Source organism: Paenibacillus sp. GYB004 (assembly GCF_036577605.1).
Lineage (GTDB): Bacteria > Bacillota > Bacilli > Paenibacillales > NBRC-103111 > Paenibacillus_AB > Paenibacillus_AB oceani.
Window position 1 is genome coordinate 155,306 of sequence record NZ_JARBDB010000008.1, and the last position, 15,589, is coordinate 170,894.

At 54.6% G+C, this 15,589-nt stretch carries 19 protein-coding genes; 1 reads left to right on the top strand and 18 read right to left on the bottom strand.

Translation table 11 applies throughout. The features are described 5' to 3' along the window. Positions 1-16: 16 nt before the first annotated feature. The 12 genes from PV433_RS04705 to PV433_RS04760 all read right to left on the bottom strand — a co-directional run bounded on the left by PV433_RS04705 (position 17) and on the right by PV433_RS04760 (position 9,783). On the bottom strand, positions 17-667 hold the full coding sequence (locus PV433_RS04705; RefSeq protein ID WP_332071038.1) for a tetratricopeptide repeat protein: 651 nt from the start codon (positions 665-667) through the stop codon (positions 17-19). 152 nt (positions 668-819) lie between these two features. Continuing rightward, positions 820-1,203 carry an aspartate 1-decarboxylase gene (gene panD / locus PV433_RS04710; protein WP_332071039.1) on the bottom strand — a complete coding sequence of 128 codons (384 nt, stop codon included), beginning with the start codon at positions 1,201-1,203 and terminating at the stop codon, positions 820-822. A 14-nt stretch (positions 1,204-1,217) separates the two neighbouring features. Further along, positions 1,218-2,096 (bottom strand): pantoate--beta-alanine ligase, encoded by an 879-nt coding sequence (gene panC / locus PV433_RS04715; RefSeq protein ID WP_332071040.1) that lies wholly within the window; start codon positions 2,094-2,096, stop codon positions 1,218-1,220. A 30-nt stretch (positions 2,097-2,126) separates the two neighbouring features. After that, positions 2,127-2,990 (bottom strand): 3-methyl-2-oxobutanoate hydroxymethyltransferase, encoded by an 864-nt coding sequence (panB, locus tag PV433_RS04720; protein WP_332071041.1) that lies wholly within the window; start codon positions 2,988-2,990, stop codon positions 2,127-2,129. 267 nt (positions 2,991-3,257) lie between these two features. Further along, complete coding sequence (locus PV433_RS04725) at positions 3,258-4,220, bottom strand: biotin--[acetyl-CoA-carboxylase] ligase (RefSeq protein ID WP_332071042.1); 963 nt, start codon at positions 4,218-4,220, stop codon at positions 3,258-3,260. Continuing rightward, positions 4,220-5,500, bottom strand: coding sequence for a CCA tRNA nucleotidyltransferase (locus PV433_RS04730; RefSeq protein WP_332071043.1), 1,281 nt, complete (start codon positions 5,498-5,500; stop codon positions 4,220-4,222). Before PV433_RS04730 ends, PV433_RS04725 begins: the two co-directional genes overlap by 1 nt. 30 nt (positions 5,501-5,530) lie before the next feature. Further along, positions 5,531-6,703 carry an N-acetyl-alpha-D-glucosaminyl L-malate synthase BshA gene (gene bshA / locus PV433_RS04735; RefSeq protein WP_332071044.1) on the bottom strand — a complete coding sequence of 391 codons (1,173 nt, stop codon included), beginning with the start codon at positions 6,701-6,703 and terminating at the stop codon, positions 5,531-5,533. Positions 6,704-6,758: 55 nt separating this feature from the next. Further along, positions 6,759-7,457 carry a bacillithiol biosynthesis deacetylase BshB1 gene (gene bshB1, locus PV433_RS04740; protein WP_332071045.1) on the bottom strand — a complete coding sequence of 233 codons (699 nt, stop codon included), beginning with the start codon at positions 7,455-7,457 and terminating at the stop codon, positions 6,759-6,761. Between the two features lies 1 nt (position 7,458). Then, positions 7,459-7,875, bottom strand: a complete 417-nt coding sequence (mgsA, locus tag PV433_RS04745) for a methylglyoxal synthase (protein WP_332071046.1) — start codon at positions 7,873-7,875, stop codon at positions 7,459-7,461. Between the two features lie 87 nt (positions 7,876-7,962). Then, the gene (gene dapB / locus PV433_RS04750) at positions 7,963-8,766 is read right to left on the bottom strand and encodes a 4-hydroxy-tetrahydrodipicolinate reductase (RefSeq protein WP_332071047.1); all 804 of its coding nucleotides are present in this window, start codon (positions 8,764-8,766) and stop codon (positions 7,963-7,965) included. Positions 8,767-8,768: 2 nt separating this feature from the next. Beyond that, the gene (locus PV433_RS04755; protein ID WP_332071048.1) at positions 8,769-9,302 is read right to left on the bottom strand and encodes a tetratricopeptide repeat protein; all 534 of its coding nucleotides are present in this window, start codon (positions 9,300-9,302) and stop codon (positions 8,769-8,771) included. Positions 9,303-9,444: 142 nt separating this feature from the next. Further along, complete coding sequence (locus PV433_RS04760) at positions 9,445-9,783, bottom strand: nucleotide pyrophosphohydrolase (protein WP_190925117.1); 339 nt, start codon at positions 9,781-9,783, stop codon at positions 9,445-9,447. A gap of 277 nt (positions 9,784-10,060) precedes the next feature. On the opposite strand from PV433_RS04760, the gene PV433_RS04765 reads away from it, so the two are divergent. Then, positions 10,061-10,927, top strand: coding sequence for a YitT family protein (locus tag PV433_RS04765; protein ID WP_332071049.1), 867 nt, complete (start codon positions 10,061-10,063; stop codon positions 10,925-10,927). A 70-nt stretch (positions 10,928-10,997) separates the two neighbouring features. Here PV433_RS04765 and PV433_RS04770 read toward each other — a convergent pair whose 3' ends face one another. The 6 genes from PV433_RS04770 to PV433_RS04795 all read right to left on the bottom strand — a co-directional run bounded on the left by PV433_RS04770 (position 10,998) and on the right by PV433_RS04795 (position 15,476). Beyond that, positions 10,998-11,831, bottom strand: coding sequence for a sporulation protein YpjB (locus PV433_RS04770; protein WP_332071050.1), 834 nt, complete (start codon positions 11,829-11,831; stop codon positions 10,998-11,000). 19 nt (positions 11,832-11,850) lie between these two features. Next, positions 11,851-12,489 carry a DUF1405 domain-containing protein gene (locus tag PV433_RS04775; RefSeq protein WP_332071051.1) on the bottom strand — a complete coding sequence of 213 codons (639 nt, stop codon included), beginning with the start codon at positions 12,487-12,489 and terminating at the stop codon, positions 11,851-11,853. A gap of 142 nt (positions 12,490-12,631) precedes the next feature. Continuing rightward, positions 12,632-13,522 (bottom strand): c-type cytochrome, encoded by an 891-nt coding sequence (locus PV433_RS04780; RefSeq protein ID WP_332071052.1) that lies wholly within the window; start codon positions 13,520-13,522, stop codon positions 12,632-12,634. Positions 13,523-13,541: 19 nt separating this feature from the next. Next, positions 13,542-14,213, bottom strand: a complete 672-nt coding sequence (gene qcrB, locus PV433_RS04785; protein WP_190925127.1) for a menaquinol-cytochrome c reductase cytochrome b subunit — start codon at positions 14,211-14,213, stop codon at positions 13,542-13,544. Between the two features lie 17 nt (positions 14,214-14,230). Then, positions 14,231-14,773 carry a ubiquinol-cytochrome c reductase iron-sulfur subunit gene (locus tag PV433_RS04790; protein WP_190925129.1) on the bottom strand — a complete coding sequence of 181 codons (543 nt, stop codon included), beginning with the start codon at positions 14,771-14,773 and terminating at the stop codon, positions 14,231-14,233. 214 nt (positions 14,774-14,987) lie between these two features. After that, entirely contained in the window at positions 14,988-15,476 is a 489-nt protein-coding gene (locus PV433_RS04795; protein WP_332071053.1) for a DUF2487 family protein, read from the bottom strand. Between the last annotated feature and the right edge of the window lie 113 nt (positions 15,477-15,589).

The following is a 15,589-nucleotide window of genomic DNA, read 5'->3' on the forward strand; positions in this document are numbered from 1 at the left end:
GCGAGGCCATGATCATTTAATGGATAAATCCTTCTCCGGCACTTTGGCTTCCGTGATGCGACATGCATATTCCCATGTTGATCATCGGCTCCACGCTGCTCGGATCAGCCATATAGGCCAGTTTGAAGAAATGCTGGGCTTGCTCGATATTGGCATTTTTGGCATGAATGCAGCCCATCGCGTTATACGAGACGGCCTTCATCTGGTCGTGCTCCGTCAGCGAGGTAATGAACCGGAAATGCCGGTACGCTTCGGCGTCGTTTCCTTTGCGCATATGACCCATAGCCAAGTACAGCCGGCCCAGAATGAACTCGGGGTGTTCTTGGACAACCGACTCGAATTCGCGAACCGCATTGTCGTACATAAGCAGTTGAAAATAACCCTGGCCTCGCTTGAACGCCTCCGAGGCATCGCTGCCTTCCGGCAAGGCTGGAGAAGCGCCGCTGCTCCCCGCAACGGCCCAACCGGTCGATTTCGGCAATGTTTCCAGAAAACGAGCCATCTTCTCCTCGAATTGCAGCCATTCCTCGATAAAGGAATCACTCATCGCTTTTAATACGTCCAGCTTGTTGTGAAGATCCTGCTTTCCCTTGGCGTCGGCAGTCGGGAAATGTTTTATCACGTCGTCTAACGCGTCGTGCATCGAGGCAAACAACTGTTTCAACATGATCTGATCCCACCTTGGCTGAGAAATCGTGCTGCCCGTGCTTAAAGAGGTTGTTCAAAAAGTCCACTTCTGATCCCGAAGCAGATCAGTAAGCCTGCTCGACATCGAATATGGAATTCAGCCGGAACTTCCGGTGCTCACGTTGCTTGCACTTAAAGGATTGTGGAATGAGTTTCGACGTTCAGTGTATCGACGACCTTGTTGTCTTCTCCCATAATGGCAATTTTCGGTTTATGAGCTTTTGCTTGTTCGCCCGTCATCAGCGCGTAAGAAATAATGATGACTGTATCGCCCGGATGAACGAGACGAGCCGCTGCACCGTTCAAACAGATGACTCCGGAACCCCGGGGGCCGGGGATGACATACGTTTCAAGGCGGGCTCCGTTGTTATTATCTACAACCTGCACTTTTTCATTAGGTAAAAGTTCGACCAAATCCATCAGATCTTCGTCAATCGTAATGCTGCCGATATAGTTTAAATTTGCTTCCGTAACCGTCGCGCGGTGAATTTTCGATTTCATCATCGTTAAGAACATGCCGGTTCCCCTCCTCAAGAGAAAAAAATGCGATTGTCGATCAGACGGGTTTTGCCGAATTTGACGGCGAGCGCCACCAGAATCGGGTGTTCTCCGTTAAATGGCTGTGCGCCGGTTACCGGCTCAAGTCCGGGATAGGTTAATATGGTAACGTAGTCGATGACGGCCAAAGGCGCGGACTCGATCATACGTCGAATGCTCAGCTCCAGCTTTCCTACCGTCATGTCCGGCTCCGCCATCCAAGACTCGGCTTGGCTAAGCGACTTGGACAAGACGAGCGCTTGCTTGCGTTCCTCTTCGTTTAAGTACACGTTGCGGGAACTCATCGCCAATCCGTCAGGCTCCCTCAACGTCTCGCAGCGTACGATCTGTACCGGTATGTTCAGATCGCGGGTAAATTGTTCGATGACGGCGACCTGCTGGGCGTCCTTCATCCCGAAATAGGCGCGGTCCGGCTGCACGATGTTGAACAGCTTGGTTACCACCGTCGCCACGCCGTCAAAATGGCCCGGGCGCGACGCGCCGCACAGCGTATCCGTCAGTTCCTTGACGACTACCGTCGTCTTCGTCGGAGTCGGGTACATTTCCGTTACGTCCGGCAAAAAAACATAATCCGCTCCCGCTTCCTCCGCAAGCGCCAGGTCCCGTTCGTTGTCGCGCGGGTACTTGTCGAAATCTTCGGTTGGCCCGAACTGAAGCGGGTTCACGAAAATGCTGACGACGACGATGTCACACTCCCGGCGAGCCTGACGAATTAAGCTCATATGGCCTTCGTGCATATAGCCGAGGGTCGGCATAAAGCCGACCCGCACTTCGCCCTCCGCATTTGCTTTATTGCGTCTGGCTGCCTTCAGTTTCGAACGCAGCTCTTCGATCCGGACAATGGCTTCCATGTATGATGATTGCTCCTCTCCCGGCTGCCCTCAGTCGTTGTCGGGCGATTTGCCGCCGTACAGATGTCCCGCAAGCTCCAGATCGGCGTGAAACGAATGCTCCTGGGCCGGGAAGCTGCGGCTTTTGACCTCCTGGACATACTGGGCGATCCCGTTACGAATAGCGTCTCCAATGTTCGCGTATGCTTTAACGAATTTTTTAGGAAATACCGGCGACGCATATTGCAGCAGATCGTGGAACACGAGCACCTGCCCGTCGCAATGAACGCCCGCTCCGATGCCGATCGTCGGGATCGACACCGCCTTCGTAATCTCCTCCGCAATCTCGTCCGTGACCAGCTCGACCACGACGGCGAACGCTCCGGCCTGCTCCAGCGCCTTGGCATCGTCCAACAGTTTGCGGGCCGAAGCTCCGGTTTTCCCTTGAATCTTATAACCGCCGATCTGATACACCGACTGCGGAGTAAGGCCGATATGGCCCATAACGGGTACCCCCGCCTTCACTACCGCATCGACGGTATGAGCGATCTCCGTTCCGCCTTCCATCTTGACCGCCTTGCACAATCCTTCCCGCATCAGCCGCCCGACGTTGTGAAGCGACTGATCGACCGACCCGTGATACGTCATAAACGGCATATCGCTTACGACAAACGGAGCGGACACCGCACGGGTCACCATCTTCGTATGATAAATCATCTCGTCCAGCGTAACCGGCAGCGTCGATTCCTGGCCTTGCACGACATTGCCGAGCGAATCGCCCACCAGGATCACGTCCACGCCCGCTTCCTCGGCCAGTTTAGCCGACGTGTAGTCGTAGGCGGTGACCATCGAGATCGGCACACCGTCTGCCTTCATCTTTCTCATCCGGGTCGTACTCATTTTTTTCGGTTCCATCCGAACACCCGCTTTCGATTTGGTTGGCTCGTGAACCGGTCCGGAACGCATAAAAGCCTTTTAGCCGCTCGGCTAAAAGGCTTAGAAAACAACAGGAAACGAATCGTCAGATTTGTTTTCTGTCTCGGTCCCTTTTAGGCTCAGAGCAGAATTCCGCGACTTGCATGTCAAACTTGTTATACTTGCGTGCAGGAGTGCAGTTCCACGTAGGATACCGCCTCTACGCAATATTATACCAGATCGTTCACGAAATCTACATGTTTTTAGCTAAATATCCGCGGAATACAGCTTGGTCACACTTCCGTCCGGATGCCGGACAATCAAGGCGCCCATCTCGTCGATCGATTCGGCGACACCCTCCACAACGCCTCTGGGGGTCCTCGCGGCGATCGGACGGCCGAGCGAATAGGCAGACGCTTCCCACGCAGTCCGGATCGGCTCGAAGCCTTCCGTGTCGTACAGATTGTACAACGCTTCAAACTGCTCCAGGAACGCGCATATCAGTTCGGAACGGCTCCATTCCCGGCCGCTGAGCATACGGAGCGACGTAGCGATTCCTCGGAGCTCTTCCGGGTAATCGTCCTCCTGCAAGTTGACGCTGATGCCCACTCCGGCGATCACGTGCCGCAGCCGCTCGTCCTCCGCATTCGACTCGAGCAGGATGCCGCTGATCTTCCTGCCGTCCACAAGCAAATCGTTCGGCCACTTGATCGCAACCGGCAAGGACGGCTCCAGCTTGCGAATCGTCCGGTTCAAAGCGACGGCGACCAGCAGCGTCAGTTGAGGGGTAAAATGAACCGGGATGTTCGGCCGCAGGACCAGACTCATCCAGACGCCTTTCCCTTTCGGCGAATGCCAGTTTTTCCCCATTCGTCCGCGCCCGGCCGTCTGAACTTCCGCGATCACCAGCGTCCCTTCCGGAGCGCCTTCTTCAGCCAGCCGGTGGGCAATCGTCTGCGTAGAGTCGACAGAATCGTACAGTTTGACCGATCGGCCCATAACCGCGGTCGTCAGCTCGGCCAGAATCGCCGCTGCGCTCAGCTTGTCCGGCTTGCCCGTAAGCTTGTAGCCTTTTCGCGAGACCGCGTCGAACGTATACCCTTGATCGCGCAGGCTGCGGATGTGTTTCCAGACGGCGGTTCGGGTGCAGCCGAGCAGCTCGCTCAGCTGTTCGCCCGACACGTATTCGTTCGGTTGCTGCTCCAGATACGCCAATATTTTATGCTCCATTACATCGTTTCCCGCTTTACTCGATTTTTGGCTTCATGAATTAAAATATCCCGTTCATTCCGTATTCGCAGCTTGGCCGTGTCCTCCAACAGTTCCTGAAGCAGCGCGCCGAGCCACGGACCCGCAGGCTTGTCCAGCTCGGCAGCCAGCTCGGTCCCGTTCACCGCAAGCTCCGTTACCCGGTTGGCCGGTATCCGTTCGATCCATCCTGGACCGAGTTCGAGCAGTTGCAGCCAGTTCCGGCCTTCCAACGATTCTGTCTGCCAGGAAGCAAGCTCCAGCCACAGTGCGGCAACCGGCTTCCCGAACGTGACGCAAGCGCCGGCCCACGTCTCGAAGCCCGTGCGCTCGTCTTCCATACGGAATTTGTCCAGATGCTGCCGCATCCATTCATCCATCTGCAGCAGCCGGACGATCGCAGACGATTTTTTGCCGGAAAACTTGAGCCGCTTCATCGCTTCCCGGGCTTGTCCGGAGCTCATCTCCAGCAGGACGAATAAGGCCGTCCACCGTAGCTCGGGCCCTGTTACGCCTGTCAGCTTCACCGCTGCGGCCGGTGCCGGAACTTCGTCCCACTCGGCGAGCGGCCAAACTACAGGCTGCTTGAAATGACGGGTTAACCCGCTCTCGGCAAGCAGCTTCACCGCACGATCGGGCGACCGCCCTTCGATCATCTTGTCGAGCTCGGCGCCTACCCGCTCCATCGCCACATGGGCGAGCAGCGGCGCATGTCGGAGTAGCGCCTCCCATGTCGCCTCCTCCAGCGAGAACCCGTATTCGCAAGCGAAACGGATCGCCCGGAGCATGCGCAGCGCGTCCTCGTGAAACCGCTCCAGCGGGTTTCCTACACATCTTATGACTCCCGCTTCCAGATCCGCAGAGCCCCTGAACGGATCGTACCGGGTGCCATGCGCATCCAGAGCCATCGCATTAATCGTAAAGTCCCGGCGGCGCAAATCTTCGTTCAGATCGGAGATAAACTCCACTTCCTTAGGCCGCCGGAACTGCTCGTATTCGGATTCTTTGCGGAACGTCGTCACTTCGAACGTGTGATGCTCCCGGATAACCGTAACGGTACCATGGGCAAGACCGGTCGGAGCGTGACGGGGAAACAGCCTCATCACCTCGTCCGGCAAAGCGGAGGTCGCGATATCGATATCTTTGAGCGGTCGTCCGAGCGCCTTGTCGCGTACGCAGCCGCCTACGAAATACGCCTCGTAACCCGCTTCGCCGAGCGTGCGGAGCACTTCTTTTCCTTCCGTCTCCATCCGTTCCGACATATCCGTTATGCCTCCGCATCCTTCAGCCGGTCAAGCCCGGCATATTTCGCTCAAATCGATGCTCGGCACTTCGCGCCCCAGCACCCGGTAATAAATCTGCTCGTATTGCGCCGTGATCAAATCGTTGCAGAACGTAAAATGCGCCCGATCGAGACAGGCTTTCGACATCGCCTCATAAAGCTGAGGGTCCGACAGGAGCCGGATCACGTGTTCGGCCATCTGAGCCGTATCGCCGATCGGCGCCAGGTACCCGGTCTCCCCGTGCGTGATCAGCTCCGGTATGCCGCCTGCGTTCGAACCAACCGTCGGAACTCCGCAAGCCATCGCCTCCAGCGCCACGAGCCCGAAGCTTTCCTTCTCCGAAGGAAGCAGCATCACATCGGCCAGCGAGATCACCTGCGCGACATCATCCTGCTTCCCGGCGAATATGACGCGATCGGTCAGGCCAAGCTCTTTCACCTTGCAGATCGTCTTCGACAGCTCGGGTCCTTCTCCGACGAACAGCAGTCTCGACGGGACCCTTTCGTTCACTTTGGCGAACACGTCCACCACATCGCCGATCCGCTTGACGGGACGGAAGTTCGATATGTGCAGCAGCAGCTTCTCGTCCGGTTTGGCAAAGTCCCGGCGCAGCGTAGCGACATCTCTCGGGTAATATACCCTTTTATCCACAAAATTGTAGGCAAGGTCAATCGGCTTCTCGATATGCAGCAGATCGCGGGTCTCGCGGATCAAATCTTTCGAGACCGCCGTAACCGCGTCGCTCCGCTCGATCGCCAGCCTAATCAGGTCGCTGAGCGATTCGTCCTGGCCGAGCACGGTGATATCGGTACCATGCAGCGTCGTGATGATTTTCAGATCCGAACCGACCATCTCTTTGGCCAAAAAGGCGCAGACCGCATGAGGAACCGCATAATGGACGTGCAAAATATCTAGCTTCTCCATCTTGGCCACCTGGGCCATCTTGCTTGCCAGCGACAAATCATAAGGCGGGTATTTGAACACGTAATAGTCGTTAACTTCGACCTCGTGATAAAAAATATTTTTATGAAACTTGCCCAGGCGGAAAGGGATGCTGTGCGTAATAAAATGAACCTCGTGGCCCTTCTCCGCGAGCAGCTTTCCAAGCTCTGTCGCCACGACGCCGGAACCTCCGAGCGACGGATAACACGTAATGCCGATCTTCAGTCGATCGTTTTCCATAGACATCCCCCTCCCCGCGAATCATACGTATACAGGTATTATATTCGAACATCCGTTAAAATAAGTCAACAAGTACCGGAAGCTTGGATACGAACCCTTCGGCATAAGGGATCATCCTTTGTTGGCCGAGCAGTCGGTCTCTCGCCTCAACCCGCTCCAAATACCCCTGGTTCAGCGGAGTCGGCACATAGTGATTGCCGGCCGCCGCCGGATCGAACTGGCTCGCATAAGCGCTCAACGCAGCTTTTTTGGCTTCGTATACGCCGCTTACGTCCACCACGATGTCGGCTTCGTGCACGTCATTAATGAAATAAAAATACGTCTGCTGCACCGACACCGCCTCCGAGTCGGGCATATACCGGCGAAGCTTCGCGTTAAATACCGCTTCCTGAACGAGATGGCTGCAGGCGATATGATCGGGATGCCTGTCCTGCCAATAGGGGGCGAACACGATCCGCGGCCGGAACTTGCGGATTTCCTGCGTAATGGCATCGACATAATCCTTCGTCATATACAAGCCGCGGTCGGGCAGCCCCAGATTCGTACGGCCCGCCAGCTTCAGAATCGCTGCCGCCTGATCGGCCTCCCTGCGCCTTAATTCCACCGTTCCGTTCGAAGACATCTCCGCCGCCGTCAAGTCGCATATAACGACTTTATGGCCGGCCGCCGTATGTTTGGCGATCGTGCCCGCCATGCCGATCTCGGCGTCGTCGGGATGCGCTCCGAATATGAGAATATCGGTTAAATACGACATTTTACATCAACCCCGGTTTATATTTGTCCACCAGATCCCGCCAGCCGAACTCCCCGCGGTCGAGCGAACGCACGAGCAGCTCCGCCGTTGCGATATTCGTCGCCACCGGGATGCCCTGTACGTCGCACAATCGAAGCAGCGCGATGATGTCTGGCTCGTGCGGCTGCGCCATAAGCGGGTCGCGCAGGAAGATGACGAGATCCATCTCGTTTTGCGCTACTTTGGCGCCGATCTGCTGATCTCCGCCGAGCGGCCCGGACATGTAGCGGTGTACTTGCAGGTCCGTACTCTCCATAATGCGGGTGCCGGTCGTGCCGGTCGCATACAACGTATGATGCTTGAATACTTCCTCATAAGCGATAACGAAATTGACCATTTCTTCTTTTTTGCGGTCGTGGGCGATTAGTGCGATCTCCATCGGGTTTCCCTCCACTATAGCTGTTGCGTACTGGGACCTCAGCCGGCTTGCCGGCAGCAGCCTTCATTTCCGCTAACCTATGTCTGTTCAGTCGATAAAATGCTCGAACCCGTATACGATTCCGGACAGCTCCATCGCTTTTTTGACGGCGATGTTTACCCCTGGCATATACCCTTCGCGATCGTACGAATCGTGACGGATTTTGAGCGTTTGCCCGTAGCCGCCGAAGATAACTTCCTGCTGCGCAAATACGCCCGGGAGACGAACGCTATGTATGCGGAATCCGTTGTACAAGCCTCCCCGCGCGCCGTCGATCGTTTCTTCCTCGTTCGGATTGCCTTGCCGGAATTCCTGGCGATTCAACGCGATCATCTCCGCCGTCTTGATTGACGTGCCGGAAGGCGCGTCCAGCTTCTGGTCGCCATGATACTCGATAATCTCGACATGCGGCATATATTTGGCGGCTTGAGCGGCGAACTTCATCATCAGAATCGCGCCGATCGAGAAATTCGGAGCGATGATCCCGCCGATTCCGTTATTTTTGCACAGCTTGTCCAATTCCTCGATATCCGCCGGCTTCAATCCGGTAGTTCCGATTACCGGACGCACACCTTGCCGGATCGCGATGCTGCTGTTGGCCATAACGGAGTGAGGGGTTGTGAAATCGACCATCACATGTGCGTCCACACCGGACAGGGCTGCCTCCAGATCCGTTCTGACCAACACGCCGCAAGCTTCCTTCCCAACGAGCAGACCGGCGTCGACTCCTTCGTTGGAACGGCTTATAGCCGCCACCAGCTTAAGGTTCGGATCGGTGAGCACCATCTTTACTACTTCTTTACCCATTCTTCCGTTTGCTCCGGCTACTGCTACATGAATGATTGAACTCATCGTCAAATCTCCCTTATCGTTTGCTGCGTCTGCAAATACATTTTCAGTTGCTGCCGGTATTCTTCGGCAAGCCGCTTGGCGTCCGGATGCTCGGGGTCCAATCGTAACGTCTCGTTCGCCATCTGAACCGCCTTGCCGTATTCCTGCAAAGCCGCATAAGCGGCGGAAAGCATCATATGCGCTTCGACGGACAGCGGATCTAGCTCAATGGCGCGCATCAAGAGAGGTACGGCCAAATAAGTCCGGTCAGTCCCGTCCAATACCTTCTGTGCATCCTGCATGAGCAGTTTAGCCTGCAGCGTATCCAGATGATAGCTGTATACGTCGCTTCCCGGCTCCAACTGCTTGGCCCGCAACGCATGCTCGATCGCTTTGCCGAGCCGGTTGCTCCTCGCAAATGTAACCGACAGCTTATAATGATAATCCGCATTGTCCGGTTCTTCGCGGATTGCCTGCTCAAACCATTCGATCGCCCGCTCGAAATCGGCTTCCAATATCGAAGCGTACGCCTTCTTAATCGGATTGTCGCCGTCCATCGCGTTCCTCCTGATCCATATACGACCGCGCTTGTGCGCCCCGTATGTATGGTTCCGGGGGAGTGCCGCATCCGCCCTTAACCGATAGGTGTGCGAACAGCGGGGAGTCCTCCGCCCGACTCGATGGTACAGCATATGACGGCTACTCTTGTTCGGTGTTCTTTTTGGTCCAGCGGTCCGCATCGCGCGTACGGAATTTGTTCAACACTTCGTCGTGGGCCTTCGTCAGATCGATCCCCAGCGAATTGGCGAAGCAAATCGTTATAAATAAAATATCGCCAAGCTCCAGCTCGATCGAATTGTCAGCTTCGTCCGGTTTTTTCGGCTTAGGGCCGAATTGATGATTAACCTCTCTGGCTAGCTCCCCGACTTCTTCGGACATCCGGGCCAGCATAGCGAGCGGACTGAAGTAACCTTCCTTGAATTGGGATATGTATGCGTCCACTTCCCGTTGTATCTCTTTTAGCGATTTCTCCGACATAGAGCCCTCCTTCTCACAAATCCGCCAGTCGCAGCGACCGGAACGATTTCCGATCCGATCTTGCGTTCTATTTTACATGTTAACGCAAAAGGCAGGCCGAAAACAAATCCTTTTTTTCTTCACCCGTCTTCGAAGGTTACTGCCCCGGGCTCCCAACTTGGGGTATACTATTCATTATCTTTACACGTACATCTTATAGTGCGAGTCCAAAAAGTCGGTTTTCAGCACCGAGAAGATTGGATAAAGCATAGAAGGGAAAAACGTCGGGAGGGATTCCATGAACAAGTATGGCAAAGAGCTTCTGCGGTCCTGGCTGCCGATTACACTCGGAACGGCTATTTACGCATTCGGACTCCATTATTTTATTATCCCGAACGAGCTGATGGAAGGCGGATTAACGGGTATTGCCCTGCTGTTCAACTATTCGCTCGACTTCCCGGTATCCGTCACTACGCTCGTTCTGAATGCCCCGTTATTTTTTCTCGGCTGGAAAACGATCGGCAAAACCGCGATGATCCATACTGTTTTCGGCACGCTGATGCTTGCTTTTTTTCTCCGCTTGATGGAGATTGCGATCCATCGCAACTGGGTCGTCCCGTTTCAGGCCGATAACGACTTTTTTCTCGCCACACTGTACGCCGGCGTTACGCTCGGGAGCGGGCTCGGCATCGTCTTCCGCTTTGGAGGCACCACAGGAGGAACCGACATCGTAGCCCGGCTGCTCAATAAAACGAAAGGCTGGAGCATGGGGCAAATCATTCTCGTAATCGACGTGCTCGTCATCGGCAGCTCGCTCTTGTACATACCGAAGGAAAAAGTGCTTTATACGCTGGTAGCCGTCTTCGTCGCCTCCAAAACGATCGATTTCATTACCGAAGGCTCGTATGCGGCCATCGCCTTCACGATTATGTCCGACAAAGGAGAGGAGCTGGCCCAGGTGATCACCCGCGAGATGGACCGAGGTGTCACGCTGTTTCTGGCCAAGGGAGCCTATTCGCAAGCAGACAAAAAAGTCGTGTACAGCGTCGTTTCCCGTCAGGAAACGCGAAAGCTGAGGATGATCGTCAAAGAGGTCGATCCGCGCGCCTTCATCATCATGTCCGACGTTCACGATGTGCTTGGCGAAGGCTTTCGCGGGAACTGACGGCCCTGTCATCGGCAAAAAGACACGAAGGGAAGGCTTGTCCCTGCGTGTCTTTCCGCTTCTATTCGTCTTAATAGCGGTTCTCGAACTTAAATATTCGCCAAGCTGCAAACGCCAGCACCGCGATGATAACCGAGCCGATCGCCATCACCGATGGGAGCGGTACCGGACTGTCGTCTACAGGAATAAACGCCGCCTTGTCCTGCCGGCCGAACAAAGCGTCAAGCGTCAGATGAAACTGGTCGATGCCGCCGCCCGCCAGCTTCGCATCCAGGTCCGGCTTCGACAGCTGACTACGCAGGAAGGCGAACAGCGAATCCACCTTCTCCACCTCAAACGGCTGCCGGCTGATCAGCAGCGACGGACGGATGATTTCGTACCGTTCGTGCAGCTGATCGAGCTTAGCGGACGCCTCCTGCTTGTCCTTTTTCTGAACGGCTGCTTCCAGCTGACGAGCCGTTTCCTTCATCAATTTATAATATTGAAGCCACATCGGCTGATTGGCATGGGTGAGTGCGTCGGTCGCAAGCCGGATCTTCGCAGCCGCTCCCTTCACTTCTTCCTCGGAGACGTTTACCGCCTGGAAGGACCGCTTGGCTTGTACGATCGCGTTCGATAATGCTCCGACCCCTTCCACCGACGTAATCCCGTCGAACCGGATTTGCGTCAACTTATTTCCGACCTCATCCAGCTTGTCCCGCGCTTTATCGATGTTGCCGTCCATGACGAACCGGTACATTTCGTCCGCCGTATCATTTAGCCGCTCCACCTGCCGCAATTGTTCCGCCGTGGCCGTCTGGCCCGGTCCGGCCGGTTTCTCTTTCCCGCAGCCCGTGAGCAATGCGATCCCCAGGAGCGGGATGAGAATAACGGCCCCTATTCGTTTCTTTCCGAAAACGAACATCGGACATCCCCCCTCGACATCATCTTATGGGGGAATCTCCTCTTTTAGACCAATAGATTACGAGCGACACGATCAAGAAACTGGCTGCGGTCAGCATCCACGTGAACAGTTCAATCGCCCTCAGGTCATCGAGCAAAATATCGCGCAACCACGGGTAAATGAGCTCGTTATAGTCAAGAAAATCGTTAAAGAACAGCAAACCTAACGAAATAACAAGATGAGCCGGACGGACACGGAAACGTCCGATAAATAACAACGCTTCGACCGCCATGCCCAGGTGGGAAGCGATCAGCATCCATTCTTCCCATACGAGCGGCTCGCCCTGATAAGCGACGGCCGCGTTCATCGCAACCGCCCATACGCCGTATTTCACGGAAGAGATCGCGCCAAGCGCGGCAATCAGCCCTGCGATATAAGAAGAGGCGGATTTGGGCGCGAACAGTAAAATACCAAGCGACACCGTAAACCATAAGCTTGCCGTCGGACTGTCCGGAACGAACAAGACGAGCCACGGGGGCATAGTCGTAACCGTCTCTACGATCTGATCCCAGTACCAGATGTACCCATATATCGTTCCGAGCACGTTAACTAGAAACACAATAAGCAGAAACGGCCGATAATTCAGCAAAAACCGGTAAAACCAATGCCAAGCGGACAAGGTGCTCCTCCTTTCCCCAGCGGTTGGGGATGAAGCTTAGACGTTCGAGTCGGATGATGGCTCTCGTATAGTAGCCGTATTTTTTTAGCAAAAAGCCTGACCGGCACGATGACGGTCAGGCTTTACGCGGCTGTAACGTTTGTTACTGTTTTTTCTGTTGGGCAAGCCAGTTAGCCAGCGTATCGATATCGGCTGCGGACAAGCCCGCTTTGATGTTGGCATCGTATACAGGAGGCATGCCTGGTGACTTCCCGTTTTTGATAATATCCAAAATCTGATTCTTATCATATTTGTCGCCGATACCGCGAAGAGCAGGCATTCCGCTCTTCCCTTTCAGGTCGGTTGCGTGACAATTCAGGCAAGTCGCTCTTTGGTAGATTGCATAACCCGGATCGTCCTGAGCGACGATCTGCGCGCCTGCGGCCGGTTTTTTCGCTCCGCCGGTTTCGCCGCCGCCCCCGGCTTTTTTCGCCTCTTCCATTTCCTGGTGGCGCTTGATGTGCTCGGGGATGATGTTTTTGTCCGTCAATTCTTTTTGATAGTGCGTCCAGGAGACGACCGTCAAGTGAACGACTGCAAGCAGCGACAGGATCATCAGGCTGGAAGCGATCGGACGTCTGTAAAATCTTCTTTCCTTGCCTGTGTCGAGAAACGGCGCAAGCATCAAGCCGCCGAATGCAAGACCCGGAATCGCCAGCGATCCAAGGAAAATTTTGAAATCGTTACCCGAAACGTACGGATATTTCAGCAATTGGTACATAAAGAGGAAGTACCAGTCCGGCATCGGAATAAAGCTCGTATTCAGCGGGTCCGCCGGATACCCGAGCGGTGCAGGCTCCTGCATAACGAGAACGAGTACGCCTACGAGTACGACCGCGCCTACCATCCATTCCTTCAACAGAAAGTTAGGGATGAACGCTTCCGACTTTCCGGGATAGGCCGAATAATCGCGGGGAAGCATCGGATCTCTTTTGCGAACGCGGGAATCCCCGACGTAGACCACTTTTTCGTTTGAATCATGACCGTGTGCCACGCATATGTCCTCCCTTCGATTATAGCGGTCCGGAAATGCCCTGCTTGCGGATCATGAAGAAGTGTCCGGCCAGCAGTGCGAGCAGCGCTCCCGGCAAGAAGAATACATGCAGCGCAAAGAAACGGGTCAAAGTCTGGGCGCCGACAATTTCTCCGCCGTTCACCAGGCGTTGGATGTAATCGCCGATTACAGGCACGGAACCCGCAATGTTAAGCGTAACCTTCGTTGCATAGTAAGCTTTGTTATCCCAAGGAAGCAGATAGCCGGTAAGGCCAAGTCCCAGCATAACGAAGAAAATAAGCATTCCGACAACCCAGTTCATCTCGCGGGGAGCTTTGTACGACCCCGTAAAAAATACACGAAGGGTATGTAGGAACATCATCACGATTACCAAGCTGGCACCCCAATGGTGCATGCCCCGTACGATTACGCCGAATGCTACTTTGTGCTGCAAGTAATCGACGCTCAGGTAAGCGTTATTGATATCCGGAACGTAATACATTGTCAGGAACATCCCCGACAAAATCTGAATGACTACGAGGAAGAACGTCAGTCCGCCGAAGCAATACACGAAAGCGGAAAAGTGATGCGCCGGGTTAACGTGCTCCGGAACCTCGTGATCCGCAACGTCTCTCCATAAAGGGGTAATATCGAGACGTTCGTCAATCCAGTTATACATACTCTTAAACATGTGATCGAAGCGCCTCCTTATTTCGTAACTTGCTGGTTCGGCAGCACTTTGCCGAGATACACAAAACCGTTCTCGATTTTAATGTCGTACTCGTCGAGCGGAGCCGGTGCTACCGCCAGATGTTTGCCGCTCTTGGTGTAATGCGCTTCGTGGCACGGACAGAAAAACTCGTTCGGGAACCGCGGATCGGAGTTCCAGTTAACCGTACACCCCAAATGTTTACAAACCGGCGACAAAGCGTAAACTTGCCCTTTGTCATTTTTCATGATCCAAGCTTCAAGCTCGATTTCGCTTTCCACCCAGCCGTCCACTTGATGAACCTGGAACTTGAACGACTTTGGTTCAGCAGTAATTTTGCTTTCTTCCACAACCTTAACAAAGGTTCCTTCTCCGCTCGATTGCAGAACCGGGTCGACGGCAAAACGGATCATCGGAATCGTCATGCCAGCTGCCATGAAAGCGCCTGTTCCACCGAGGGTATACGATAGAAACTGACGGCGGGACATTTCGCGCCGTGTGACCGGTTTGCCGGAAGAGTGCTTGTTGTGAGCGTCATGCATTCGTCTTCTACCCCCTTTTTACGCCATTTATCGCACGTCGTATTACGACATTCATTGCACAACACACTAGGACATACTAATAATAGCCTAGGTCCCTTAGGGCGTCAAGAACGGACAAAGTGCAAAACGGAACCGTTTCGAAACGTTAAAGGCAACATTTAACGAAATTGTCACATCTTCGCCTTACCTATATCGTTCGCAATTTATAGTCCAATCATACGTTCCCGGCACCCGATTCTTCACTTGCCTCCTGTTCCGATTCGGCATTTTTCGTCCCGCTTTGCCACATCGCCTGGACTTCGCGGTTGACCCGGTCGCGGAATTCGGGGCTGCTCTGCACTTGGCCGTCCTGCGATTCCGGGCACAGCAGCAGATCCGCATTCCAGATGGCGGCCGATCCCACAGAAGGATGACCCGATATGACGATCACGTAGCGGAAACCGGCTCCCTTCAGTTTGGCGACTACTTCGCTCACCGCTTCGGCAGCGGCCGGCCCGCCGAAATAATGAAAGGCCGGGTAAGTGACGACCCGCCCCTTATACGGCACCTCCACGCAGTCCATCACATCACGCAAATATTCGAGCTCCTGCGTCGCCTCCCAAGGCTGCTCCAGACCGGTCAGCCCGGTTACGGGCAGCAGGCACGTGTCCAAATACGGCTTTAAACCGGCCCAGGACGACTTTTCGATATCGCTGAACTTCAAAGATTGTCCACTCCCTTGATCTTTCTTCTGTCCGGACGCATCAAGCGCCTTCTCTAATTTAGCACAATCGGAGCGGCAGCGCGATAACAGATCCCTTTATTCGTCTATATAAA

Coding starts and splice junctions, on each gene's coding strand:
- PV433_RS04760 (WP_190925117.1), bottom strand. CDS start 9,783: ATGTCGGAGAAATCGCTAAAAGAGATACAACGGGAAGTGGACGCATAC.
- PV433_RS04765 (WP_332071049.1), top strand. CDS start 10,061: ATGAACAAGTATGGCAAAGAGCTTCTGCGGTCCTGGCTGCCGATTACA.
- bshA (WP_332071044.1), bottom strand. CDS start 6,703: ATGGAAAACGATCGACTGAAGATCGGCATTACGTGTTATCCGTCGCTC.
- dapB (WP_332071047.1), bottom strand. CDS start 8,766: ATGAGTTCAATCATTCATGTAGCAGTAGCCGGAGCAAACGGAAGAATG.
- mgsA (WP_332071046.1), bottom strand. CDS start 7,875: ATGGAGATCGCACTAATCGCCCACGACCGCAAAAAAGAAGAAATGGTC.
- qcrB (WP_190925127.1), bottom strand. CDS start 14,213: ATGTTTAAGAGTATGTATAACTGGATTGACGAACGTCTCGATATTACC.
- bshB1 (WP_332071045.1), bottom strand. CDS start 7,457: ATGTCGTATTTAACCGATATTCTCATATTCGGAGCGCATCCCGACGAC.
- panB (WP_332071041.1), bottom strand. CDS start 2,990: ATGGAACCGAAAAAAATGAGTACGACCCGGATGAGAAAGATGAAGGCA.
- PV433_RS04770 (WP_332071050.1), bottom strand. CDS start 11,831: ATGTTCGTTTTCGGAAAGAAACGAATAGGGGCCGTTATTCTCATCCCG.
- PV433_RS04730 (WP_332071043.1), bottom strand. CDS start 5,500: ATGTCGGAACGGATGGAGACGGAAGGAAAAGAAGTGCTCCGCACGCTC.
- PV433_RS04725 (WP_332071042.1), bottom strand. CDS start 4,220: ATGGAGCATAAAATATTGGCGTATCTGGAGCAGCAACCGAACGAATAC.
- PV433_RS04755 (WP_332071048.1), bottom strand. CDS start 9,302: ATGGACGGCGACAATCCGATTAAGAAGGCGTACGCTTCGATATTGGAA.
- panC (WP_332071040.1), bottom strand. CDS start 2,096: ATGGAAGCCATTGTCCGGATCGAAGAGCTGCGTTCGAAACTGAAGGCA.
- PV433_RS04705 (WP_332071038.1), bottom strand. CDS start 667: ATGTTGAAACAGTTGTTTGCCTCGATGCACGACGCGTTAGACGACGTG.
- PV433_RS04790 (WP_190925129.1), bottom strand. CDS start 14,773: ATGCATGACGCTCACAACAAGCACTCTTCCGGCAAACCGGTCACACGG.
- panD (WP_332071039.1), bottom strand. CDS start 1,203: ATGTTCTTAACGATGATGAAATCGAAAATTCACCGCGCGACGGTTACG.